The organism is Sinorhizobium glycinis (assembly GCF_001651865.1).
Classification (GTDB): domain Bacteria; phylum Pseudomonadota; class Alphaproteobacteria; order Rhizobiales; family Rhizobiaceae; genus Sinorhizobium; species Sinorhizobium glycinis.
Genome location: NZ_LPUX01000046.1, coordinates 48,372 through 70,587 on the forward strand (window position 1 = coordinate 48,372; position 22,216 = coordinate 70,587).

The window sequence follows — 22,216 nt, forward strand, 5'->3', positions numbered from 1 at the left end:
CTGCGGCCATCTCCCCCACACGGTCCCACAGGGGGGAGAATATCTGGCGCGCGCTCCGTGCTCGTTTGGCGTTTGGAGCGTTCCACCTACGCAAGCCTCTCTGTAAAGTGAGCGGCTTGCCGCGGCCCTGTCTCCCCCCTTGTGGGACCCTTGTGGGGGAGCTGGCCGGCAGGCCAGAGGGGGTAGACCGGCGCCGTCCGCTTCAGTTTCGGGAGGCCGCCCGGCTCAGCGCCCCGCCAGCGCCCGGATCTTCTCGCGCAGCAGCCGCGCCATGTTGCGGGTGTTGCGGTAGAGGTGGAGCTGGGCCGCGACCTGGCGCACGTCGCGATCGCGGTTCTGCTGCAGACCGATCACTAGCGTGCCCATCTCCTCGCGCTCCTGCCAGAAGCGGGCGATCATCGGATGATCGGGCACGGCGCAGGAATCGGAGCGGGCGATATTGGCGTCGTCGAGATGCCATTCGGTGAGCTCGGCCAAGAGCAGCTTGCCCGGCGAATATTTCGCGTAGTCCTCGTTATAGGCGGTCTTCCACGTATAGGCCTCGCCGGCCATCATGAGGACGACCATCGCGGCAATCGCCTTGCCGTCGAGATCGAGCGTGTGGATGCGGACGTTGTCGGCCTCGGCCAGATTGGTGATCGCTTCGCGCGCGAAGGCGGCGCGGAAGCGGTCCATGATCATGGCGCTGCGCTCGCGCCCCTTCCAGCCGGACGCCTCGAGTGCCAGGAACTCCTCCAGGCGCCAGCGGATCTCCTCCGGCCGACGCGCGACGCTGTAGGCGAGCCCACCGCGTTTCTCGAGATTGTTCCACTGCCGCCTGAGCTCCTTCAAGTGCGACCGGCTGATGGCCTGGCGCAGATAGGTCGGGCCGTCGAGCAGGCTTTCGAGCATCGGCCGCTCGAACGTGTCGGTGACGGTCAGAGGCAGGTTCTCGCCGATCGCGACGGCGCGGGCGAGCTGGGCGAACCTGCCCTTGAGGCGCACGTCCGGGAGGACCAGCACCTGCGGCAGACCTGAGGAGGGGGCGGCAAGCGCCGCGTAGAGGTTGCTGATCGTCTCGGCGGCGTCCTCCGCATCGAGAAGCGGCACGCCCAAGGGGCCGAAGGGATTGGACCAGCCGCGAATGATCGGCGCGCCGATCGAGAAGCCCGGCTTCTCGATCGAGAAGGGCATGAGGAAACGCAGCCGGCTGCTGCGTTCGTTGTTGTCGCGGATGACGGCGAGGCGAATGACCCGGTCCTCCAGCCGCGGCATGGCAGGCGCCAGGAAGCGGCCGGTGAAGAAGACGTTCGGCTCGATCGCCCGGTTGGACAGAAAATCGAGCTCCTGCTGCAGCTCGTAGCCGGATCGGGCCGGATAGATGGCGAGATGCCGCCCGGGCCGCCCCACCATCAAGGTGCGTTCGGCTTGCGTCGGGTCTAAGCCCGGTTGGGCCAAGCCGCCGAGCAGGCGGTTCGCTCTGCCGTTCGCATCGCCCGGGAACTGGATGTTGCCGCTCATGGCTTGATCGCCTCGTTCTTGTCTTGGCCGCTCCTTGCGCCAGCAAGCGCCAGGAGCGAGAAGCCAAAGGTGTGTCTCACCGCGACATGCAGGATTGCAGCTTCCGCAAACATCGCGCCCGCGGTCGCTGAGGCCGCTCCGGTCAGGCCGAAGAGCGGGATGAGCGTGACGTTCAGCGCGATATTGGTGGCGAGCGCGGCGGCATAGAGGATGACGCAAAGCTTCTGGCGCCCGGCCATCGTCAGCAGCGTCTCGGCCGGGCCGACAAAGGCCTTGGCGAGGATCCCGGTAAGCAGGATTGCCATCAAGGGAGCGCCGGTGGGGAAGGCGGGGCCGAACAGCGTCAGCAGCAGCGGGCCCGCCAGCACAACGATGCAGCCGATCGCGAGCGACGGCCAGAACGACCAGCGGGCGCTTTCGATGGCAATCTCCGCCAATTGATGCCGGTCGCGTGCAGCCATGGCCGCCGAAAAGCGCGGCCCGGCGGCCGCCCTGACCGCGAACATGACGAAATGGACAAGTGCCATGGTCTTCGCCGCGGCGAAATAGATCGCCACGTCGTCGGGCTTCACATACAGGCCGACGATCACGACGTCGGAATTGGTCAGCAGGAAGCCGAAACCGTCGACAAGGAAGATCGGAATGGAGACCCGCAGCCAGCGTCCGAGTTCGATCTTCATCGGGCCTCGAACGTAGTGCCGGTCGAGCCGCCAGACCATCGCGGAGAACTGGCCGAGCGTGGTCACGCAGGTCGCCGCAAGCGATGCGGTCATCGCCGTCGTCGCGTCGCGCGGCAGGCCGGCAACCGTCGCCAGGACCATGAAGGCGAGGATCAGCAGGGGCCGAACGATGTAGGTCGGGCTCATTGCCGTGATCGGCCAGCTATGTGCACGTGCCGTGCCGTCCATCACGTCGCCGAGGGCAATCATCGGCAGGGTCATCAGGCCGAGATAGAGCGGGACGAGGTAGTAGCTTTCGATCGCCCGGCCGAAGACCCATAGACCAACTGTTCCGGTGGCGGCAAAGGCGCTTGCGGAAAGGAGCGCGAAGATGCGCGCCGTCGTCGTCAGGCCGCGGATTTCAGCCAGAGCGGCGGTGGTGCTGTATTCCGGCAGGAAGCGGATGACAGCCGCGTGAATTCCGAGGCAGGAGAGGTTGCCGAACAGCACCGCCATCACCCAGACGAAGATGAAGATGCCGTATTCGAATTCGCCCATGAGACGCGCGAGAAAGATCTGCGAAAGGAAGGCTATTGCCGCGCTGAGGATGCGGATCGCAAAGGCGATCAGGGCCATTCGCTGCGCGCGGCTGCGGGAATCGGAGCCGGCGAGGACGGGCAGAAGGCGCTGCAGCGGAGCGGACAGGCGGTGCCTCAGCGCCGACGGCAGCATTCGTCCGGCCGTTTGACATACCGCCATCAACACGAAGACACCCTGGATTACGCAATACAGGGCATCACTTCTGCCAGAACAGCGTTAATAAACGGTTCAGCAAGCCTTGCTGCGAGCACTCCGTCAAATCGGATCCGGCTTCAATGAAGACGCCTAGCGATCCACGGCGCCGCAGCGAGCTTTGCTTATCTGAAAAGGCGCTCGCCCCTGTCGATCGCCGGATGCGAAAATGCCGCCCGGAGGCGGCACTTCGTCAGGCTTCGTAAATTCCGTGGCAATGCTTGTATTTCTTGCCGGAACCGCACGGGCAGGGCTCGTTGCGCGCCACCTTGCCCCAGCTCGAGGGCTCGGCCGGATTGCGACTTGCCGGTGTGGCGGCGAGAAGCGGCGCCTGTGCGAAATCGTCCTCGCCGGTCAGCGGATCGAGATGATGGCCTTGCATCGGCGGCAGCGGCTGTGGTTCCTGCGGCGCCTCGCGCACCAGTTCGACGCGCATCAACTGTGCCGAAACCGCCTGCCGGAGATTGACGAGCAGGGCCTGGAAGAGCTCGAAGGCCTCCGACTTGTATTCCTGCAGCGGATCGCGCTGGGCGTAGCCGCGGAAGCCGATGACGGAACGGAGGTGGTCGAGGTTGACGATGTGCTCGCGCCAGAGATGGTCGAGCGTCTGCAGGACGACCGAGCGCTCGACATATTGCATGATGTCCGGTCCGAAGCGTTCGGCGCGCTCGGCGGCAGCCTTGTCGGCGGCGGCCGTGACGCGCTCGAGGATGTCATCCTCGGCGATCCCTTCCTCGGCGGCCCATTCGGAGATCGGCAGATCGAGGTTGAGATATTGCTGGACGTCGGCCTTGAGGCCGTCCACGTCCCATTGCTCGGCATAGGCCCGCTCGGGGATGCGCTTGCCGACGACGTCCTCGATCACTTCGTTGCGCATGTCGGCGACCGTGTCGCTGACACTCTCCGCGTCCATCAGCTCGAGACGCTGCTCGAAGATGACCTTGCGCTGGTCGTTGAGCACGTCGTCATACTTCAGCAGGTTCTTGCGGATGTCGAAGTTGCGCGCCTCGACCTTCTTCTGGGCGCGTTCGAGCGCCTTGTTGATCCAGGGATGGACGATCGCCTCGCCCTCCTTGAGGCCCAGCTTCTGCAGCATGCCGTCCATGCGGTCGGAGCCGAAGATGCGCATCAGGTCGTCCTGGATCGACAGGAAGAATTTCGACCGGCCGGGATCGCCCTGGCGGCCAGAGCGGCCGCGGAGCTGGTTGTCGATGCGGCGGCTTTCGTGGCGCTCAGTGGCAAGGACATAAAGGCCGCCGGCGGCGAGCGCCTTGTCCTTCAGCTTCTGCACTTCTTCGCGGATCGCCTTTTCGCGCGCGTCGCGTTCCGGGCCTGGCTCGATCTCGGCCAGTTCCTGCTGGATGCGCATGTCCGGGTTGCCGCCGAGCTGGATGTCGGTGCCGCGGCCGGCCATGTTGGTGGCGATCGTCACGGCGCCCGGTACGCCGGCCTGGGCGACGATATAGGCCTCCTGCTCGTGATAGCGCGCGTTCAGGACCTGGAACTTCGAGAAGCCGCTCTTCTTCAGCATGTCGGCGAGCAGCTCGGATTTCTCGATCGAGGTGGTGCCGACGAGCATCGGCTGGCCGCGTTCATGGGCTGCCTTGATCTCGTCGATGATCGCCTTGTACTTCTCTCCGGCCGTCCGATAGACCTCGTCATCCTCGTCGAGGCGCTTGATCGGCAGGTTTGTCGGCACTTCGACCACTTCGAGCCCGTAGATATTGCCGAATTCCTCGGCTTCCGTCGCCGCGGTGCCGGTCATGCCCGCGAGCTTCTCGTACATGCGGAAGTAGTTCTGGAAGGTGATCGAGGCGAGCGTCTGGTTCTCGGGCTGGATCTGCACTTTTTCCTTGGCTTCGAGCGCCTGGTGCTGGCCTTCGGAATAGCGGCGGCCCGGCATCATTCGGCCGGTGAACTCGTCGATGATGACGATCTCGCCGTTGCGCACGATATAGTCCTTGTCGCGCGTGAACAGCTTGTGGGCCTTCAGCGCGTTGTTGACGTGGTGGACGATCGCGACGTTCTCGATGTCGTAGAGCGACTCGCCCTTGAGCAGTCCGGCCTCGCGGAGCAGGTTCTCGATCTTCTCGGTGCCGTCCTCCGAGAAGTTGGCCGAGCGCTGCTTCTCGTCGATCTCGTAATCTTCCGGAGACAGCAGCGGAATGAAATCGTTGATGGTGTTATAGAGGTCGGAGCGGTCGTCGAGCGGGCCGGAGATGATCAGCGGCGTGCGCGCCTCGTCGACCAGAATCGAGTCGACCTCGTCGACGATCGCGAAGAAGTGACCGCGCTGCACCATCTGGGCGCGCTCATACTTCATGTTGTCGCGCAGATAATCGAAGCCGAGCTCGTTGTTGGTCGCGTAGGTGACGTCGCAGGCATAGGCGTCGCGGCGCTGCTCGTCGGTCAGGCCATGGATGATGACGCCGGTGGTCAGGCCGAGGAAGCCGTAAATCCGTCCCATCATGCCGGCGTCGCGCTGAGCGAGGTAGTCGTTGACCGTCACGACATGCACGCCCTTGCCGGCCAAAGCGTTGAGGTAGACGGGCAGCGTCGCGACAAGCGTCTTGCCTTCGCCGGTCTTCATTTCAGAGATGGCGCGTTCGTGCAGGATCATGCCGCCGATGAGCTGGACGTCGAAGGGGCGCAGGCCGAGCACGCGGCGCGCCGCCTCGCGCACGACAGCGAAAGCGGGTACGAGGATATCGTCGAGGGTCTTGCCTTCGCCGAGCTGCCGGCGAAACTCAGCCGTCTTCGCGGCAAGCGCTTCGTCGCTCAGCGCCTTCATTTCGGCTTCGAGAGCGTTGATCGCATCCACCCGACCCTGGTAACCGCGGACGCGGCGATCGTTGGCGGAACCAAACAACTTGCGGGCAAGGCCGCCGAGACTGACCATCCGAATGGTCCTTTCCTATATTATCGCCCTGGGGTTTCAGGTTGCGGCTCGAAAAACCGTTTAACGCCGTGAAACGCCCGGAAACGTTCTGGACGCGAAGTTGCGTGACAGATAAGAGGGGGGTCGGATTATGTCAACGCACTTGCGCAGCCGGGCGGCTACAGAACCGCCACATTCTGGTGTTGTGCAGCCCTCTCGAGGGGCCGGACGCAATCGCGCTGGCGGCCAATGGTGAAAGGTAAGAAACATGTCTAGATACAAGACCCTGGCGGTCGCGGCACTGGTCGCGATGATGACGGCAGGCGTCGCCCGCGCCGAAGGGCCCGACCCGGTCGTTGCGAAGGTCGGCGATCAGGAGATCCGCCAGTCGGAGCTTGACCTCGCGATCACCAGCCTCGATCCGCAGCTCCAGCGGATGCCCGAGGAGCAGAAGCGCGCCGCTGCCCTTTCCGCCGTCATCGACGTCAAGCTGCTCGTCAAGGATGCCGAAAAGGAAGGCCTGCAGAACGATGCGACCTTCAAGCAGCGCGTCGCCTTCCTGACCGAGCGCGAACTTCACAACGCCTTCTTCAAGAAGCACGTCGTCGATGCGGTGACGAAGGAAGAAGTGAAGGCACGCTACGACAAGGAAATTGCCGCCATTCCGCCGCAGGAAGAGGTCAAGGCCCGCCACATCCTCGTCAAGACCGAGGACGAGGCCAAGGCGGTCATCAAGGAACTGGAGGCCGGCAAGAGCTTCGTCGAGCTCGCCAAGGCCAAGTCCACCGATCCGAACAAGGACGAGGGCGGCGACCTCGGTTACTTCACCAAGGGCCGGATGGTCCCGGAATTCGAGACGGCCGCTTTCGCGCTCGAGAAGGGCGCCTACACCAAGACGCCGGTCAAGACCCAGTTCGGCTTCCATGTGATCCTGGTCGAGGACAAGCGCCCTCAGGCGCCGCCGACGCTCGAGCAGGTCGAGCCGCAGGTTCGTCAGCTCGTCATGCGCGACAAATACCTTGCGCTGCTGGACACTGCTAAGAAGGCGACCGGCGTCGAGATTTCCGATCCGGCACTGAAGAAGGCCTATGACGAGGCGGGCAAGGCGCGCCAAGCCCAATAGGCTTTTCGAGGCTGCTTCCTGCAGGACAGCCCGCGCCAGAGCGGGTTCATCGACGCCCCCCGCTCGCCGAAGAAAAAGATCGGGATGCCCGGCGGCTGAATGCCGTTCGGGCATTTCCCGCAACCATCCAGAGCGGGATGAGGAAAGTGCGAGCGGTTTTCCGCCCGCATCCCGCTCTAAGTTAATGTCCAAGGCTTTCAAACAGGGTTCGCCATGTCCGGTACCGTTTCTCCGCTTGCTCCGAAAACCTTCGCCGAAATGCCGGCCCTTCGCGGCGTGCGCATGGCGACCGCCGCTGCGGGGATCAAGTACAAGAACCGCACGGACGTGCTGATGATGGTCTTCGATCAGCCGGCGGCGGCGGCCGGTGTGTTCACCCGCTCGAAATGCCCGTCCGCGCCGGTCGACTTCTGCCGCAGGAATCTCCCCGGCGGCCGTGCGCGCGCCGTCGTCGTCAACTCGGGCAACGCGAACGCCTTCACCGGCAAGAAGGGAAGGGAAGCGACCGAGCTCACCGCACAGTCTGCGGCCAAGGCGGTCGGCTGCGGCGAAGGCGAAATTTTCCTGGCCTCGACGGGGGTGATCGGCGAACCACTCGACGCCACCAAGTTCGCCGGCGTGCTCGACGAACTTGCGGGGTCGGCAAAGGAGGACTTCTGGTTCGAGGCCGCCAAGGCCATCATGACCACGGATACCTACCCGAAGGTCGCGACCCGCAGCGCCGAGATCGGCGGCGTCAAGGTGACGATCAACGGCATCGCCAAGGGTGCCGGCATGATTGCGCCGGACATGGCCACCATGCTGTCCTTCGTAGTGACCGATGCCGATATCGCACCAGCGGCACTTCAGGCGCTGCTCTCGGCCGGGGTCGGCCCGAGCTTCAATTCAGTGACGGTCGACAGCGATACGTCGACCTCGGACACGCTGATGCTGTTTGCTACCGGCGCTGCGGCAAAGGACGGCCAGGCGAAGGTCGAAGATGCAGCGGATCCGCGCCTTCAATCGTTCCGGGTCGCTCTCAACGATCTGCTGCGCGACCTGGCGCTGCAGGTGGTGCGCGACGGCGAAGGGGCACGCAAGATGGTGGAAGTGACCGTCGAGGGCGCCGAGAACGACGCCGCCGCCAAGCGCATCGCTCTTTCGATCGCCAATTCGCCGCTCGTCAAGACCGCTGTTGCAGGCGAGGACGCGAATTGGGGCCGGGTGGTCATGGCGGTCGGCAAGTCCGGGGAGATGGCCGAGCGCGACCGGCTGGCGATCTGGTTCGGCGACGTCCGCGTCGCTGTCGAGGGGGAGCGCGATCCGGCCTATTCGGAGGCGGCGGCGACAGCCGTGATGAAAGGCGAGGACATCCCGATCCGCGTCGATATCGGCCTCGGCCCGGGCCGGGCCACGGTCTATACCTGCGACCTCACCAAGGAATATGTCGAGATCAACGGCGACTACAGAAGCTGACGCGGTCGCCCGCGGCATCGGGGCTACTGCATGTATCGTTAAATCGTAGCCGATTTAAGGATAAAGACATGCAGAAATTCAAAGCGCTATGGCGACCTTTGGGCGTCTCATGACGCGCGGCGCTGTAGGGACATGACATCGAACGACAGACGGCCGCCGGTCGATGGCGGGGCGGTTGGAGCAAGCATGGTTGATCTTCCGAGTGTGCGGCGGCTGGAAGCGGTGGGCTTTCGCGCCTGGCCTGCGTCGACGGTCCTCTATGACGGCAGCTGGCTGATCCGGCTGACCGCCGGGCATCCCTCCAAGCGCCTGAACTCGATCAATCCGCTTGATCCATCCGATTACCGCGACATCGCCATCCGGCTGGAGAAGGCGGCGCGGCGCTTTGCCGAGCACGACCGCCCGCTCACGGTCCGGCAGACGCCGCTGACGCCGCCGCAACTGATCGCCTACATGGACGGCGAAGGCTGGACATCGTTCAGCCACAGCCTGGTCCTGGAGCTCGATCTCACGCAGGGCGAGCTCGGCGAGGGAATGGACCACCTGCCGATCAAGGATCTCGGTCGTTTCGTCGACGCGCGGATCCAGATCGGCAAGGAAGATCCGCAAATCAAGCCGGCACTGACTGAAATCATTACAGCGATCAAACCGGAATGCGGGCTGTTCCTCTTCGAGGCCCGCGACGTCGGGCCGACGGCCGTGTCGCTCGTCGTCCACGACAATGACCTTGCCGGCATCATGCAGTTTTCGGTCGCCGAGTCCGTCAGGCGCCAGGGCGTCGGCAGGGCGCTGCTCGACGCCTCGCTGCGCTGGGCGCGTCTGCGCGGCGCGAAGAAGGCGTGGCTGCAGGTGGAAGGCGCCAACGAGGCGGCGATCGCGCTTTACCGCAAGGCCGGCTTCGCTGAGGTCTATCGATACCTTTATCGCACGCCGGGGGTTTAAGGCATGGGGATGCAAGGGAAGAAGATCGTGTTGGTCGCAGCCTGCGCGCTGCTCGATTCCGATGGACGCATTCTCCTGGCTCAACGCCCGGAAGGAAAGCCGCTTGCCGGTCTCTGGGAGTTCCCCGGCGGCAAGGTCGAGGCCGGCGAAACTCCGGAAGAGACACTGATCCGCGAACTCGAGGAGGAACTCGGGATACGGACAAAGGTCGCCTGCCTCGCGCCGCTCACCTTCGCGAGCCATAGCTACGACGACTTCCACCTGTTGATGCCGCTCTATGTCTGCCGGCGCTACGAAGGATATGCCGAGGGGCGGGAGGGCCAGCTGATCAAATGGGTGCGTCCGAAAGCGTTGCGCGATTACCCGATGCCGCCGGCGGACGAACCGCTGATCCCGTTTCTGATGGATTTGCTTTAGAGGGTAGGGACAAGACGGTCTTCCGCCGCTGCCGTCTTGCCATTGATAAATTTGCGGGCGATGGAGGGAGAAACCGTCCGCCCCGGCGGTCGATTCCCCTAAAATCTAAGATTTATTAATCAAAAGTTTATCACCCTCCTCCACAATCGAGCGCATCAGTTTCGGTGCGCCGGCCCTCGGCGATGCCGGTTTCGAGCAGGTGTGGTCAGGTCGAAGCTTGGGAAGGATGCTTTCGCCCGCCGCGCTCTTCAAGTGTTTGTGAGGCTGGAATGGTGGACGAGGATTTCTGGAGGACAGTTCAGGACAAGGATCTGGCAGCGAGCCAGTCCCGTCGGACGGGTGTGCTCAACCTGTCTCTGCTGTTCGGGACGGCAGTGATCGCGCTGACGCTGATCCTGACGCCGATGCTGTCGTCGAAGACCGACAAGCGCATGCTCGCGAACACCCCGATCGACTACGACAATATTTCCACAGGCTCGATTCCCTCCGGCGGCGCGGCAAAGCGCTACACCGTCCGGCGCAGCGTGCTTCAGGAAATGCCCGGCGCCGTCTGCATCATCGATGCGAACGGCAGCAGGAGCGGGTGCTGACTGGCGATGCTGGGAAGGCGATCGCCTCGCTGCCGCGCATGATCAATAGGGCGGTCGAGCCCTGCGTCCCTCGGGGCGCATGAATGCAAATGGCGCGCTGGAGGCCGTATGGAAACGCTGAAACGCCTCGTTCGGAACCAAGATGGCGCCACGGCCGTGGAGTATGGCCTCATCGCCGCCCTGATATCAGTCGGCCTTCTCCTCGGGCTGGAGAGTTTCGGGGCCGGACTTGATGACGTGCTGACCTATATCTCGGATACGATCGAAGCCGCTTGATCCCGTATCGAGCGGCTCACGACTGCTTGCTCGAACCCTTCAGCGCGTGCTCTCTCACCCCAAGCGCATCCGACAGCCTCTGCTTCGCCGAGCCCGGCTGCAGCGGTTTTTGCTGGCTTTCGTGCGGTGCCCAGCCCGAGACATAGATGATCGAGAAGGTCGCGCGGATCCTGCCGTCCGGGTCGGAGAAGCGTTCGGCATAGATCTCGGCGGCTTTCAGGAAGAAGCGCCGCGGCATCGGCCTGCGGCTTCGCGCCGCGAGCGGGTTGGTCATGCCCATCGCCCTCAAATCCTTGAGAAGCCCGAAGAGCGAATCGTAGCGAACCGTGTAAGTCTCGGCGTCGGCGACCGGCAGGGCAAATCCCGCCCGCTGCAGGAGCGCGCCGATGTCGCGCACGTCGGCAAATGGAATCACCCTCGGGCTTGCTCCACCGGTCAGTTCCGCCTCCGCCGCCAGCAGGGTATCGCGCAGCTCCTGCAGCGTGCCGCTCCCCGGGATCGCGGCAAGGAACAGCCCGTCCGGCTTGAGGGCGCGCCGCGCCTGAATGAAGACGCCGGGCGTATCGTTGGTGAGATGTAACGACAGCGGCGACAGCAGCAGGTTGAGAGATTGCGCTTCGGCCGGGATGCGCTCGAGCGGGGCTACGGTAACCGGAGCAGCGGTCGATCCGAAGCCTTCGTCGGTTTCCACCCGCTCGATGGTGCCGACTTTGCCCGTCTCGGCCAGACGGGCCGCCGTGGCGCCGGTGTAGCCGTGCAATTCCATGGCCCGGTCAAAATGCCGTTCCACCACGCTGACGCGATCGGCGAGCTCCTGCGCCACGATATCGAGCAGGAAGGTCGCTTTGGCGTCGCCAGCGAGCAGCGCGCGGCGGCGATGCGCTTCGACTAGGCTCTGGTCAAAGATGATTTCCACGATACTCTCTCCGAAAATCACGGATGCAAAGAAGCCTTGAAGGGGACAAAGTCAACCTTATGGACCGGGATGGTTGGAGAAATCGGGCGAAGCGCTGGAGGACGCTGGTCGGGGAGTTCGGAACTGCGGCGGTCAATCTCGTCTTTCCGCCGGTCTGCTGCGGTTGCGGCCGGTTGACTGGCGATGCCCACGCCGTCTGTCCCTCCTGTTGGGCGGGATTGCACCTGGTAGAGCGGCCTTATTGCGAAATCCTCGGCTCACCCTTCGCCGTCGATCCCGGCCCGGGCGCCGTTTCGCCCCAAGCGATTGCCAATCCGCCGGTCTTTGACAGGTTGCGTTCGGTCTCACTTCACGAGGGGATTGCCCGCGACCTGGTGCATGGCCTTAAATATCGCGACCGCACCGATCTCGCTTCGATGATGGCCGAGTGGATGATCCGCGCCAGCGACGGCACCGTTGCGGCAGCGGACATGATCGTGCCGGTCCCGCTTCACGCTTTTCGGCTCTGGCGGCGAAAGTTCAACCAGTCGGCGGAGCTGGCGCGCTGCGTCTCCGAGCGAGCCGGCAAGCCATATCGCCCGGAGGCGCTTCGCCGGATCAGGCGCACGCGCCGGCAGGTCGGGCTCGGCGCCCCGGCACGTGAGGAGAATGTCCGCGGCGCCTTTGCCGTTCCGGAAAGCGTCAGGCCGGGGATTGCGGGGAAACGCATCGTGCTCGTCGATGACGTTTATACGACGGGCGCAACGGTTTCGGCAGCAACCCGCGCATTGAAGCGCGCGGGGGCCGGGGACGTCACGGTTTTGACCTTTGCAATGGCGATGTCCGAGCCTATATGACGAAGAAATGTCGGCAAAAATCGCCGGTGAAGGAGCAGTTCGATATCATGGCTTCGGTCGTCATTTATACGCGTCAGTTCTGTGGTTATTGCACAAGAGCGAAGAAGCTTCTGGAGAGCAAGGGCGTCGATTTCATCGAACACGACGCGACCTATGACCCAGAGCTTCGCCAGACGATGATCGAAAAATCCAATGGCGGCAGGACATTTCCGCAGATCTTGATCAACGACGTTCCTGTCGGCGGATGTGACGACCTGCATGCGCTCGATCGTGCCGGCAGGCTCGACGAGATGCTGGCCGCGTAAAGTTCAGTCAGACAGCACGTCCGGCTTCGTCGAGGTTGAAGGGAGGCTCTCGGGTCGCTCGACTTGATCTGCCGGCTCGGGAGAAAAGGGCAATGACGTTCAAGGCAGCGGCCATTCAGATGTGCTCCGGCGTCGATCCCGCAAGCAATGCGGAAACAGTGGCGAGGCTTGTGCGCGAAGCCGCTTCCGAGGGCGCCAGCTACATTCAGACGCCCGAGATGACGGGTGCCATCCAGCGGGACCGCGCAGGACTGCGCTCGGTGCTGAGGGACGAAGCCAACGATCTCATCGTCCAGGAGGCGGCGCGCCTTGCCGGCGAGCTTGGCGTTTATCTTCATCTCGGTTCAACGCCGATCGGTCTTCCGGACGGCAGGGTTGCCAACCGCGGCTTCCTGTTCGGGCCGGACGGAACCAAGATCTGCGACTACGACAAGATCCACATGTTCGACGTCGATCTCGACAATGGCGAGAGCTGGCGCGAGAGCGCCGTCTATCGACCCGGCGCCACGGCCCGCGTGGTCGATCTACCCTTCGGCAAGTTGGGTTTTGCGATCTGCTACGATGTCCGCTTTCCGGAACTCTTCCGCCGGCAGGCGGTCGCCGGCGCGGAGATCATGTCGGTGCCGGCGGCCTTCACGCGTCAGACCGGCGAGGCGCATTGGGAAGTCCTGCTCAGGGCCCGCGCCATCGAGAACGGCCTCTTCGTCATCGCCGCCGCCCAGGCCGGGCAGCACGAGGATGGACGAGAAACCTACGGACATTCGATGATCATCGATCCTTGGGGCAGGGTGCTCGCTGAGGCCGGCCCGGCCGGTGAAGCGGTTCTCATCGCGGAGATCGACGTGGCGGCGGCGCACGGCGCGCGGGCGCGGATTCCCAATTTGAAGAACGCCCGCGAGTTCGTGCTCGACGAAGTGGTCCCGACGGGGAAAGGGGGCGTTGCAGCTTGATCCGCTACAATCTCTCCTGCGACAACGGCCACGGTTTCGAAGGTTGGTTCTCGTCGAGCGACGACTTCGACCGACAGGCCAAGAACAATCTCGTCACCTGTCCCACGTGTGGTTCCGCCTCCGTCTGCAAGCAACTGATGGCGCCGACCGTTTCCACGGCACGCAAGAAGGAAGCCCGGCAGGCGCTGGTCATGGACCAGACCCAGAAGGAAACCATCGCCAAGCTCCGCGAAATGGTGAATACGATCCGCGCGAACGCGGAAGACGTCGGCGAGCGCTTCCCGGAAGAGGCGCGCAAGATCCACTATGGCGAGGCCGACCAACGCGGCTTGATCGGCAAGGCGACTGCGGAAGAGGCGACGGCGCTGCTCGAGGAAGGCATCGAGATCGCGCCCCTGCCTGTGCTCCCGGACGACACGAACTGAGAGCGTTGCCTTGCCGCGAATTGGCGCAACGAGCCAACCACGAACTCTTATTCCACAATTTTCCAATAGGAGTCCTTGCGGATCACTTTGCCGTCGCGAAACGTGTAGAAGTCACAACCTTGGACTTCCAGTCTCGTCCCCTCCCGGCTGGTGCCTGTGAGAGTCCATTTCGATATTCCAGTATCGGCAGCCGAATCCACAAAATGCTCGGCGTTGCCATAGTGGACATCCGGCAAGCCTTCAAAGCGTGTCGCCAGCGCTGCTCGTACGTTCCCTCTGCCCTCGAAACGAGAACCCCAAGGTTGGCTTCCCTTAGGCATCTCCAAGACGCAATCGTCAGAAAAGAAGGCCATGATGCGATCAAGGTCGTGCGCGTTTAAGGCCTCGGAAAGCTCTCTCAGTGTCGATCGAATGTCCATTCGTCCCGCCTCCGTTCGGTGGGAAACTGACATTTTGTTCGTACGCTCCCAAGCAGGCCGATATTGCTCTCACACCGGCCGTTTGGCGACAATCATGTAGTTGACGTCCATGTCCCTTGACAGGTTCCATTGATTGGCGAGCGGGTTGAAGAACACGCCGGTGCGGTCGGTGATCTGCATGCCGCTTGCTTCGAGCGGTTTTTCCAGCTCTTCCGGCCGGACCAGCTTTTCGTATTGGTGGGTGCCGCGCGGCAGCCAGCGCAGCACGTTCTCGGCGGCGAAGATGGCAAGCGCCGCGGCCTTCAGCGTGCGGTTGATGGTGGCGACGAACATCAGGCCGCCGGGGCGCACCATATGCGCGCAGGTCGTCATGAAGAAGTCGACGTCGGCGACATGCTCGACCACTTCCATGTTGAGGACGATGTCGAAGCTCTCGCCGGCATCGGCCAGAGCCTCGGCGGTGACGGCGCGGTAATCGACGTTTACGCCGCTGCCCGCGGCATGCGCTTTGGCGATGCCGATGTTCTTTTCCGACGCATCCGCACCGAGAACGTCCGCTCCCATGCGGGCCATCGGCTCGGACAAGAGGCCGCCGCCGCAGCCGATATCGAGCAGCCTCAGGCCGTTCAGCGGCTGCGGGCTCTTCGGGTCGCGGCCGAACTGTTCGCACACCTTGTCGCGGATATAGGCGAGGCGGACCGGGTTGAACTTGTGCAGCGGACGGAACTTGCCGGTCGGATCCCACCATTCGGCCGCCATCGCCGAGAAACGGTCCACCTCGCTCTGGTCGATCGTCGTGCGTGCCGTCTCGCTCATCGGAGCCTCCTCGCCTGGTCCTGTCGGCGCGCGGGCAGCCTGCCCGACCATCGCCGCGTCTGTCCGTGAAGTCGGACGATCGACAGGCGATGTCAAGGGGCGACCATCCGACCTTTCAGATCTTGGCAGGCCGGTAATGCAGGATGACGACGCCGGACTTCAGCGGGCGGACGTGGGTGAGCTCCAGCTTGGTGCGTTCGGGAATGTTCTGAAAGAGCGGCGTGCCTTTGCCGAGCAGCACCGGATTGATGCCGAGACGGTACTCGTCGATCAGCCCCTTGGCCGTCAGCGTTGCGGCAAAGTCGGCGCTGCCGAAGACGAAGATCGTGCCGCCGTCGCGCTGCTTCAGGCGCTCGACCTCGGCAACGGCATCGCCGGAGACGAGCGTCGTGTTGTTCCAGTCGGCGTGCCGGAGTGTTCTTGAGAATACGAATTTCTCGACGCCGTTCATGAAGGTGGCGATGTCGCCTTCGGCCGAGGGCCAATAGGCGGCCATCATCTCGTAGGTCACGCGGCCGAAGAGCAACGTGCCGGCCTCCAGTTGGGTCTCGCCGATGTAGGCGGCAAGCGCGTCCTCGAAGACGAACCAGCTGATGTCGTGTCCCGGCGCCTCGAAGAACCCGTCGACGCTGACCATGTCCCACATGATGACTTTGCGCATTGTCCTTCCTCCCGTTGGGTCGCTCCCATTTGCCCTCGTATCGCAGATCAGAATTGCAAAACCAATTCATTATTGCAAGTGGTTCTATTATGAGATCATCGGCGAAGTCTGTCGCGCCATCTTCAAGCGGGACTGCTTGGACAACTCTCGATCCCGTCCCATTGCACGCCGCTCCTTGATCCGCTAAGAGACGCCGCGACTTTCCGCTCCCCGAAGCGGTGTCTGGCCGATGTCCGAGAAGTCTCTGCTTTTTGATCGTCAGGCGCTGGCGGGAGCGCTGTCGGGCTGAGGCGCGAAACATGTTGGTACGGTAGAGGCGAAATGGCACGCATCGTGATGAAATTCGGCGGGACCTCCGTCGCAGATTTGAACCGCATCCACAATGTCGCCCGCCATGTGAAACGCGAAGTCGATGCCGGCCACGAGGTCGCGGTCGTCGTTTCCGCCATGTCCGGCAAGACCAACGAGCTGGTCGGCTGGGTCGAGAACATGCCGAAGGTCGCCGGTTCGAACGCGCCCTTTTATGATGCCCGCGAATATGATGCCGTCGTTGCCTCCGGCGAACAGGTGACGTCCGGGCTGCTGGCGATCGCGCTGCAGTCGATGGGCATCAACGCCCGCTCCTGGCAGGGCTGGCAGCTTCCGGTCAAGACCGACAACGCCCATGGCGCCGCCCGCATCCTCGACATCGACGGCGCCGACATCATCCGCCGCATGGGCGAGGGCCAGGTAGCGGTCGTCGCCGGCTTCCAGGGCCTCGGTCCCGACAATCGCGTCGCGACGCTCGGTCGCGGCGGCTCCGATACCTCCGCCGTCGCCATCGCCGCCGCCGTCAAGGCCGACCGCTGCGACATCTACACCGACGTCGATGGCGTCTATACGACCGACCCGCGCATCGAGCCGAAGGCCCGCCGATTGAAGAAGATCGCCTTCGAGGAAATGCTGGAAATGGCTTCCCTCGGCGCCAAGGTGCTGCAGGTCCGCTCGGTCGAGCTCGCCATGGTGCACAAGGTGCGCACGTTCGTGCGCTCGTCTTTCGAGGATCCCGATGCGCCGGGCATGGGTGACCTCATGAACCCGCCCGGAACGCTGATTTGTGATGAGGAAGAGATCGTGGAACAGGAAGTCGTAACCGGCATTGCCTATGCCAAGGATGAAGCCCAGATCTCGCTGCGCCGCCTGGCCGACCGGCCGGGCGTTTCCGCGGCGATCTTCGGGCCGCTCGCCGAAGCCCATATCAACGTCGATATGATCGTCCAGAATATTTCCGAAGACGGCTCCAAGACCGACATGACCTTCACCGTGCCCTCCGGCGACGTCAACAAGGCCCTGAAGGTGCTCTCCGACAACAAGGAGAAGATCGGCTACGACGTCGCCCAGTCGGAATCCGGCCTCGTCAAGGTCTCCGTCATCGGTATCGGCATGCGCAGCCATGCAGGCGTTGCCGCCTCCGCCTTCCGCGCGCTCGCCGAGAAGGGCATCAACATCAAGGCGATCACCACCTCCGAGATCAAGATTTCCATCCTGATCGACGGTCCATATGCGGAATTGGCGGTTCGCACTTTGCATTCCGCCTACGGTCTGGATAAGAGTTAGACAGCAGGCATTCGATTGGGGATTCGCGGCCGCCAAAGGCCGCGCCTCCTGTTACGTGCCGTCGTACATTCTTATTCGGGAGACCCTACGCGATGAGAGACCTTTCCGCGGGTCCGCGCGTTCTCCTCAAGCGGTTGCGCGAGCTCATGGCGGAACCGCTCGAGCCGCAGGAGCGCCTTGACCGGATCGTGCGCCAGATCGCGCAGAACATGGTCGCGGAAGTGTGCTCCGTCTATGTCCTGCGTTCGGACGGCGTGCTCGAGCTCTACGCGACCGAAGGTCTGAACAAGACCGCGGTGCATCTTGCACAGTTGAAGATGGGGCAGGGCCTCGTCGGCACGATCGCCGCGTCGGCGCGTCCCCTCAATCTCTCCGACGCGCAGGCGCATCCCGCCTTCACCTACCTGCCGGAGACCGGCGAAGAGATCTACCACTCGTTCCTCGGCGTGCCGATCCTGCGCACCGGGCGCGCGCTCGGCGTTCTCGTCGTGCAGAACAAGGCGATGCGCAATTATCGCGAGGACGAGGTCGAGGCGCTCGAGACCACCGCCATGGTGCTTGCCGAGATGGTCGCGACCGGCGAGCTCAAGAAGATCACCAAGCCGGGCTTGGAACTCGACCTCTCGCGCCCCGTCACAATCGACGGCAACAGCTTTGGCGAAGGCATTGGCCTTGGCTATGTAGTGCTGCACGAGCCGAGGATCGTCGTCACAAACCTGCTCAACGAGGATACGGAGCACGAGTTGCAGCGCCTCGCCGAGGCGCTCGGGTCGCTGCGCATCTCGATCGACGACATGCTGTCGAGGCGCGATGTGTCGATGGAGGGCGAGCACCGCGCGGTGCTCGAGACCTACCGCATGTTCGCCCATGACCGCGGCTGGGTGAGAAAGCTAGAGGAAGCGATCCGCAACGGTCTGACGGCTGAGGCAGCGGTCGAGCGGGTGCAAAGCGAGACGAAGGCCCGGATGATCCGCCTGACGGATCCCTATCTCCGCGAGCGGATGCATGACTTCGACGATCTCGCCAATCGGCTGCTGCGCCAGCTCTCCAGCTACGGCGCCAAGCTTTCGGCGGCCGACTTCCCGAACGACGCGATCATCGTGGCGCGCGCCATGGGGGCGGCCGAGCTGCTCGACTATCCGCGCGAGAACGTCCGCGGCCTCGTCTTGGAAGAGGGGGCGGTCACCAGCCATGTGGTGATCGTCGCGCGCGCCATGGGCATCCCGGTGGTCGGACAGGCGGCGGGCGCCGTGGCGCTAGCCGAAAACCGCGACGCGATCATCGTCGATGGCGATGATGCGAAGGTGCATTTGCGGCCGGTCGCCGATCTGCAGCGGTCCTACGAGGAGAAGGTGCGCTTCCGCGCCCGTCGCCAGGCGCAGTTCAGGGCGCTCAAGGACGTCGAGCCGCTGACTAAGGATGGCAAGCGCATCACGCTGCAGATGAATGCCGGTCTCTTGGTCGACCTGCCGCACCTCAACGAAGCGGGCGCCGAAGGCATCGGCCTCTTCCGCACCGAGCTGCAGTTCATGATCGCCTCGACGATGCCGAAGGCGGAAGAACAGGAAGCCTTTTACCGCAATGTTCTGAAGCAGACGGGCGGCAAGCCGGTGACGTTCCGTACGCTCGATATCGGCGGCGACAAGGTCGTTCCCTACTTCCGCGCGGCGGAAGAGGAAAATCCGGCGCTCGGCTGGCGTGCCATCCGACTTTCGCTCGACCGGCCGGGCCTGCTGCGCACCCAGTTCCGAGCAATGCTGCGCGCGGCGGCCGGCGCCGAGTTCAAGCTGATGCTGCCGATGGTGACGGAGGTGGCGGAGCTCAAGGTCGCGCGCGAGCTCCTGCAGAAGGAGATCGAGCGGCAGTCGAAACTCGGCGAGCAGTTGCCGCGCAAGCTGCAGTTCGGGGCGATGCTGGAAGTGCCGGCCTTGCTCTGGCAGCTCGACGAGCTGATGGCCGAGGTGGATTTCGTCTCGGTTGGCTCGAACGATCTTTTCCAGTTCGCCATGGCGGTCGATCGGGGCAATGCGCGCGTTTCCGACCGCTTCGACATTCTCGGTCGGCCGTTCCTCAGGATCCTGCGTGAAATCGTGCGCGCCGGCGAACGCAACAATACGCCGGTGACGCTCTGCGGCGAGATGGCGAGCAAACCGCTTTCGGCCATGGCGCTGCTCGGGATCGGCTTCCGGTCGGTATCCATGGCCTCGACTGCCGTGGGACCGGTCAAGGCCATGCTGCTTGCGCTCGACGCGGACAAGCTGGGCGAAATCCTGAACGCTGCCCTGGACGACGTAAGATCCGAGACGCCGATCCGCCAGCTTCTGGTCGATTTCGCGGCGGCCAACGGCATACCGGTATAGAGGGACTGAGAGTGTCATTTTCCCCGTCCGGACCAGGTCCGGACGGGGCGGACGCATTTGGAGTGAACACTTGGTTGGGGTGAGACTTGGCAAAGCTTCCCGTTGAAAAGATGCGCGAGCTCGAAAGGCGATTCGCAGAGATCGAGGCGCGCATGTCCGCAGGCCCCGCGGCCGACGTCTATGTGAAGCTCGCATCGGAATATTCCGAGCTTCAGCCGGTCGTGACGAAGATCCGCGCCTACGAGAAGGCGGTCGCCGAGCTTGCCGATATCGAGGCCATGCTCGCCGACCGGGCGACGGACAAGGAGATGCGCGACCTCGCGGAGATGGAAAAGCCCGAGGTTGAGGAGCGGATCGAAGCGCTCGAAGAGGAGATCCAGATCCTGCTCCTGCCGAAGGATGCGGCCGACGAAAAGAGTGCCATCCTCGAAATCCGCGCCGGCACCGGTGGCTCGGAAGCGGCGCTTTTTGCCGGCGACCTCTTCCGCATGTACGAGCGCTACGCCGCAGCCAAGGGCTGGCGCGTCGAGGTGCTCTCGGCGAGCGAGGGCGAAGCCGGCGGCTACAAGGAAATCATCGCGACGGTTTCCGGACGCGGCGTGTTCTCGCGGCTGAAATTCGAATCCGGTGTCCATCGGGTGCAGCGCGTGCCGGAAACGGAAGCGAGCGGCCGTATCCACACGTCGGCCGCAACCGTCGCAGTCCTGCCGGAGGCAGAGGAGATCGACATCGAGATCCGCCCCGAGGATATCCGGATTGACACGATGCGCTCTTCGGGGGCGGGCGGCCAGCACGTCAACACCACAGACTCGGCGGTGCGCATCACCCATCTGCCGACCGGCATCGTCGTCACCAGCTCGGAAAAGTCGCAGCACCAGAACCGTGCCAAGGCCATGCAGGTGCTGCGCTCGCGGCTCTTTGACATGGAGCGCCAGCGCGCCGACAGCGAACGGTCCGCCGATCGCAAGAGCCAGGTGGGGTCCGGCGACCGTTCGGAGCGCATCCGTACCTATAATTTCCCGCAGGGCCGCCTGACCGACCACCGCATCAACCTGACGCTCTACAAGCTCGACCGGATGATGGAGGGCGAGATCGACGAGGTCGTCGACGCATTGCTTGCGGACCATCAGGCAAGCCAGCTCGCCCTGCTTGGCGAACGGCAGAATTGAGCCGGCGATGCCCGAGACACTGGACAGGCTGCTTGCCGAAAGCCGCGATCGGTTGAAGTCCGCCGGCATCGAAGGTGCGGCGGTCGATGTCCGGCACCTGGTTTCCGGGCTCCTCGGCCTCACGCTCGCCGGCCTGATGGCGAGAGGAGGGGAGCCGGTCAGTCCGGAAGACGCAGTGCGTATCCGCGCCGCTATCGAACGCCGTGCGGCGCGGGAGCCGGTCTATCGCATCCTCGGCGAGCGTGAGTTCCACGGGCTGACCTTCAAGCTTTCGAAGGAAACGCTGGAACCGCGGCCGGACACCGAAACGCTTGTCGATTGCCTGATACCCCATGTGCGGCGGATTGCCGTAAGGAAAGGAAGCTGCCGGCTCATCGATCTTGGAACCGGCACGGGAGCGATTTGCCTCGCCCTTCTCGCCTCGGTACTTGACGCGCGCGGCCTCGGTACCGATATATCGGAAGACGCCTTGGCGACGGCACGCGAAAACGCGGAAAGGAACAGCCTCGCCGAACGCTTCGCAACTCTTCGAAGCGACTGGTTCGAGGCGGTGGAAGGGCGGTTCGACGTCATCGTCTCAAATCCGCCGTATATCCGGTCCATTGTCGTAGGTGAGCTTGAGCCGGAGGTAAGATACCATGATCCGGCTGCCGCCCTGGACGGCGGAAATGACGGGCTTGATGCTTACCGTACCATCGCTCAACACGCCGGCCGCCATCTCGAAGCGGACGGCGTCGTAGGCTTGGAAATCGGTTTCGACCAAAAGCAGGCAGTGACGGCGCTTTTTCGAGCGCAGGGCTTTCGCCTGCTTGAGAGCGCCACGGATCTCGGCGGCAACGACCGGGTCCTGATATTCGAGCAGGACGTCAAAGGCAGCAACGACCGTTGAAAAAATGCTGCACTAGCGCCTCTCTTTTCTCGATGAGCGAAGAAAGGGCTTGGAATCCCCAAGGAAGCGGGCTAGTTTCTGGCCGCGCACTGGGCAGAAGGTCATGGACCAGAGATTCGTTCCAGTATGACCTGGCCACGGGGATTGCTCTCAAGAAAGAGTTGCTAGGGTTCGACAGTGCCTTGTGCGGGTACCTGTTAATTTGACGTCAGCCGGCGCCGGGATCGCGAACAGGCGGTCTG

At 63.6% G+C, this 22,216-nt stretch carries 21 protein-coding genes; 14 read left to right on the forward strand and 7 right to left on the reverse strand.

What is annotated here, in order from left to right; genetic code table 11:
* Positions 1–225 precede the first annotated feature (225 nt).
* The 3 genes from AU381_RS01600 to secA all read right to left on the reverse strand — a co-directional run bounded on the left by AU381_RS01600 (position 226) and on the right by secA (position 5,850).
* Positions 226–1,500, reverse strand: coding sequence for a GNAT family N-acetyltransferase (locus AU381_RS01600; protein ID WP_064240074.1), 1,275 nt, complete (start codon positions 1,498–1,500; stop codon positions 226–228).
* The gene (locus AU381_RS01605; protein ID WP_064240075.1) at positions 1,497–2,891 is read right to left on the reverse strand and encodes a lipopolysaccharide biosynthesis protein; all 1,395 of its coding nucleotides are present in this window, start codon (positions 2,889–2,891) and stop codon (positions 1,497–1,499) included. Before AU381_RS01605 ends, AU381_RS01600 begins: the two co-directional genes overlap by 4 nt.
* A gap of 253 nt (positions 2,892–3,144) precedes the next feature.
* Positions 3,145–5,850 (reverse strand): preprotein translocase subunit SecA, encoded by a 2,706-nt coding sequence (secA, locus tag AU381_RS01610; RefSeq protein WP_064240076.1) that lies wholly within the window; start codon positions 5,848–5,850, stop codon positions 3,145–3,147.
* A gap of 247 nt (positions 5,851–6,097) precedes the next feature.
* Between secA and AU381_RS01615 the strand changes: the two genes are divergently transcribed.
* The 6 genes from AU381_RS01615 (at position 6,098) to AU381_RS01640 (ending at position 10,632) form a co-directional block, all read left to right on the forward strand.
* Entirely contained in the window at positions 6,098–6,952 is an 855-nt protein-coding gene (locus tag AU381_RS01615) for a peptidylprolyl isomerase (RefSeq protein WP_064240077.1), read from the forward strand.
* A gap of 213 nt (positions 6,953–7,165) precedes the next feature.
* The gene (argJ, locus tag AU381_RS01620) at positions 7,166–8,407 is read left to right on the forward strand and encodes a bifunctional glutamate N-acetyltransferase/amino-acid acetyltransferase ArgJ (protein ID WP_064240078.1); all 1,242 of its coding nucleotides are present in this window, start codon (positions 7,166–7,168) and stop codon (positions 8,405–8,407) included.
* Positions 8,408–8,539: 132 nt separating this feature from the next.
* A complete protein-coding gene (locus AU381_RS01625) occupies positions 8,540–9,349 on the forward strand; it encodes a GNAT family N-acetyltransferase (protein WP_064240079.1) in 810 nt (269 codons plus the stop codon).
* 3 nt (positions 9,350–9,352) lie between these two features.
* Entirely contained in the window at positions 9,353–9,766 is a 414-nt protein-coding gene (mutT, locus tag AU381_RS01630) for an 8-oxo-dGTP diphosphatase MutT (RefSeq protein ID WP_064240080.1), read from the forward strand.
* A gap of 269 nt (positions 9,767–10,035) precedes the next feature.
* Complete coding sequence (locus tag AU381_RS01635; RefSeq protein ID WP_064240081.1) at positions 10,036–10,356, forward strand: hypothetical protein; 321 nt, start codon at positions 10,036–10,038, stop codon at positions 10,354–10,356.
* Positions 10,357–10,464: 108 nt separating this feature from the next.
* On the forward strand, positions 10,465–10,632 hold the full coding sequence (locus tag AU381_RS01640) for a Flp family type IVb pilin (protein ID WP_064240082.1): 168 nt from the start codon (positions 10,465–10,467) through the stop codon (positions 10,630–10,632).
* A 16-nt stretch (positions 10,633–10,648) separates the two neighbouring features.
* On the opposite strand, the gene AU381_RS01645 is transcribed toward AU381_RS01640, so the two are convergent.
* Complete coding sequence (locus AU381_RS01645) at positions 10,649–11,548, reverse strand: methyltransferase domain-containing protein (protein ID WP_064240083.1); 900 nt, start codon at positions 11,546–11,548, stop codon at positions 10,649–10,651.
* 23 nt (positions 11,549–11,571) lie between these two features.
* Between AU381_RS01645 and AU381_RS01650 the strand changes: the two genes are divergently transcribed.
* The 4 genes from AU381_RS01650 (at position 11,572) to AU381_RS01665 (ending at position 14,064) form a co-directional block, all read left to right on the forward strand.
* The gene (locus AU381_RS01650; RefSeq protein WP_082909593.1) at positions 11,572–12,384 is read left to right on the forward strand and encodes a ComF family protein; all 813 of its coding nucleotides are present in this window, start codon (positions 11,572–11,574) and stop codon (positions 12,382–12,384) included.
* 47 nt (positions 12,385–12,431) lie between these two features.
* Complete coding sequence (gene grxC, locus AU381_RS01655) at positions 12,432–12,689, forward strand: glutaredoxin 3 (protein ID WP_064240101.1); 258 nt, start codon at positions 12,432–12,434, stop codon at positions 12,687–12,689.
* A 92-nt stretch (positions 12,690–12,781) separates the two neighbouring features.
* Complete coding sequence (locus AU381_RS01660) at positions 12,782–13,639, forward strand: carbon-nitrogen hydrolase family protein (RefSeq protein WP_064240084.1); 858 nt, start codon at positions 12,782–12,784, stop codon at positions 13,637–13,639.
* Positions 13,636–14,064, forward strand: a complete 429-nt coding sequence (locus AU381_RS01665; RefSeq protein ID WP_064240085.1) for a DUF1178 family protein — start codon at positions 13,636–13,638, stop codon at positions 14,062–14,064. Before AU381_RS01660 ends, AU381_RS01665 begins: the two co-directional genes overlap by 4 nt.
* A 47-nt stretch (positions 14,065–14,111) precedes the next feature.
* On the opposite strand, the gene AU381_RS01670 is transcribed toward AU381_RS01665, so the two are convergent.
* The 3 genes from AU381_RS01670 to AU381_RS01680 all read right to left on the reverse strand — a co-directional run bounded on the left by AU381_RS01670 (position 14,112) and on the right by AU381_RS01680 (position 15,960).
* Positions 14,112–14,483, reverse strand: a complete 372-nt coding sequence (locus AU381_RS01670) for a nuclear transport factor 2 family protein (protein ID WP_064240086.1) — start codon at positions 14,481–14,483, stop codon at positions 14,112–14,114.
* 69 nt (positions 14,484–14,552) lie between these two features.
* Entirely contained in the window at positions 14,553–15,299 is a 747-nt protein-coding gene (gene ubiG, locus AU381_RS01675) for a bifunctional 2-polyprenyl-6-hydroxyphenol methylase/3-demethylubiquinol 3-O-methyltransferase UbiG (protein ID WP_064240087.1), read from the reverse strand.
* A 115-nt stretch (positions 15,300–15,414) separates the two neighbouring features.
* On the reverse strand, positions 15,415–15,960 hold the full coding sequence (locus AU381_RS01680; RefSeq protein WP_064240088.1) for a dihydrofolate reductase family protein: 546 nt from the start codon (positions 15,958–15,960) through the stop codon (positions 15,415–15,417).
* A gap of 321 nt (positions 15,961–16,281) precedes the next feature.
* On the opposite strand from AU381_RS01680, the gene AU381_RS01685 reads away from it, so the two are divergent.
* The 4 genes from AU381_RS01685 (at position 16,282) to prmC (ending at position 21,974) form a co-directional block, all read left to right on the forward strand.
* The gene (locus AU381_RS01685) at positions 16,282–17,556 is read left to right on the forward strand and encodes an aspartate kinase (RefSeq protein WP_064240089.1); all 1,275 of its coding nucleotides are present in this window, start codon (positions 16,282–16,284) and stop codon (positions 17,554–17,556) included.
* Positions 17,557–17,648: 92 nt separating this feature from the next.
* Entirely contained in the window at positions 17,649–19,916 is a 2,268-nt protein-coding gene (gene ptsP, locus AU381_RS01690; protein ID WP_064240090.1) for a phosphoenolpyruvate--protein phosphotransferase, read from the forward strand.
* Between the two features lie 86 nt (positions 19,917–20,002).
* Positions 20,003–21,085 carry a peptide chain release factor 1 gene (gene prfA, locus AU381_RS01695; protein ID WP_064240091.1) on the forward strand — a complete coding sequence of 361 codons (1,083 nt, stop codon included), beginning with the start codon at positions 20,003–20,005 and terminating at the stop codon, positions 21,083–21,085.
* 7 nt (positions 21,086–21,092) lie between these two features.
* Positions 21,093–21,974 (forward strand): peptide chain release factor N(5)-glutamine methyltransferase, encoded by an 882-nt coding sequence (prmC, locus tag AU381_RS01700; protein WP_064240092.1) that lies wholly within the window; start codon positions 21,093–21,095, stop codon positions 21,972–21,974.
* Positions 21,975–22,216: the final 242 nt, after the last annotated feature.

Coding starts and splice junctions, on each gene's coding strand:
- AU381_RS01600 (WP_064240074.1), bottom strand. CDS start 1,500: ATGAGCGGCAACATCCAGTTCCCGGGCGATGCGAACGGCAGAGCGAAC.
- AU381_RS01605 (WP_064240075.1), bottom strand. CDS start 2,891: ATGCTGCCGTCGGCGCTGAGGCACCGCCTGTCCGCTCCGCTGCAGCGC.
- secA (WP_064240076.1), bottom strand. CDS start 5,850: ATGGTCAGTCTCGGCGGCCTTGCCCGCAAGTTGTTTGGTTCCGCCAAC.
- AU381_RS01615 (WP_064240077.1), top strand. CDS start 6,098: ATGTCTAGATACAAGACCCTGGCGGTCGCGGCACTGGTCGCGATGATG.
- argJ (WP_064240078.1), top strand. CDS start 7,166: ATGTCCGGTACCGTTTCTCCGCTTGCTCCGAAAACCTTCGCCGAAATG.
- AU381_RS01625 (WP_064240079.1), top strand. CDS start 8,540: ATGACATCGAACGACAGACGGCCGCCGGTCGATGGCGGGGCGGTTGGA.
- mutT (WP_064240080.1), top strand. CDS start 9,353: ATGGGGATGCAAGGGAAGAAGATCGTGTTGGTCGCAGCCTGCGCGCTG.
- AU381_RS01635 (WP_064240081.1), top strand. CDS start 10,036: ATGGTGGACGAGGATTTCTGGAGGACAGTTCAGGACAAGGATCTGGCA.
- AU381_RS01640 (WP_064240082.1), top strand. CDS start 10,465: ATGGAAACGCTGAAACGCCTCGTTCGGAACCAAGATGGCGCCACGGCC.
- AU381_RS01650 (WP_082909593.1), top strand. CDS start 11,572: ATGCAAAGAAGCCTTGAAGGGGACAAAGTCAACCTTATGGACCGGGAT.
- grxC (WP_064240101.1), top strand. CDS start 12,432: ATGGCTTCGGTCGTCATTTATACGCGTCAGTTCTGTGGTTATTGCACA.
- AU381_RS01660 (WP_064240084.1), top strand. CDS start 12,782: ATGACGTTCAAGGCAGCGGCCATTCAGATGTGCTCCGGCGTCGATCCC.
- AU381_RS01670 (WP_064240086.1), bottom strand. CDS start 14,483: ATGGACATTCGATCGACACTGAGAGAGCTTTCCGAGGCCTTAAACGCG.
- ubiG (WP_064240087.1), bottom strand. CDS start 15,299: ATGAGCGAGACGGCACGCACGACGATCGACCAGAGCGAGGTGGACCGT.
- AU381_RS01680 (WP_064240088.1), bottom strand. CDS start 15,960: ATGCGCAAAGTCATCATGTGGGACATGGTCAGCGTCGACGGGTTCTTC.
- AU381_RS01685 (WP_064240089.1), top strand. CDS start 16,282: ATGGCACGCATCGTGATGAAATTCGGCGGGACCTCCGTCGCAGATTTG.
- ptsP (WP_064240090.1), top strand. CDS start 17,649: ATGAGAGACCTTTCCGCGGGTCCGCGCGTTCTCCTCAAGCGGTTGCGC.
- prmC (WP_064240092.1), top strand. CDS start 21,093: ATGCCCGAGACACTGGACAGGCTGCTTGCCGAAAGCCGCGATCGGTTG.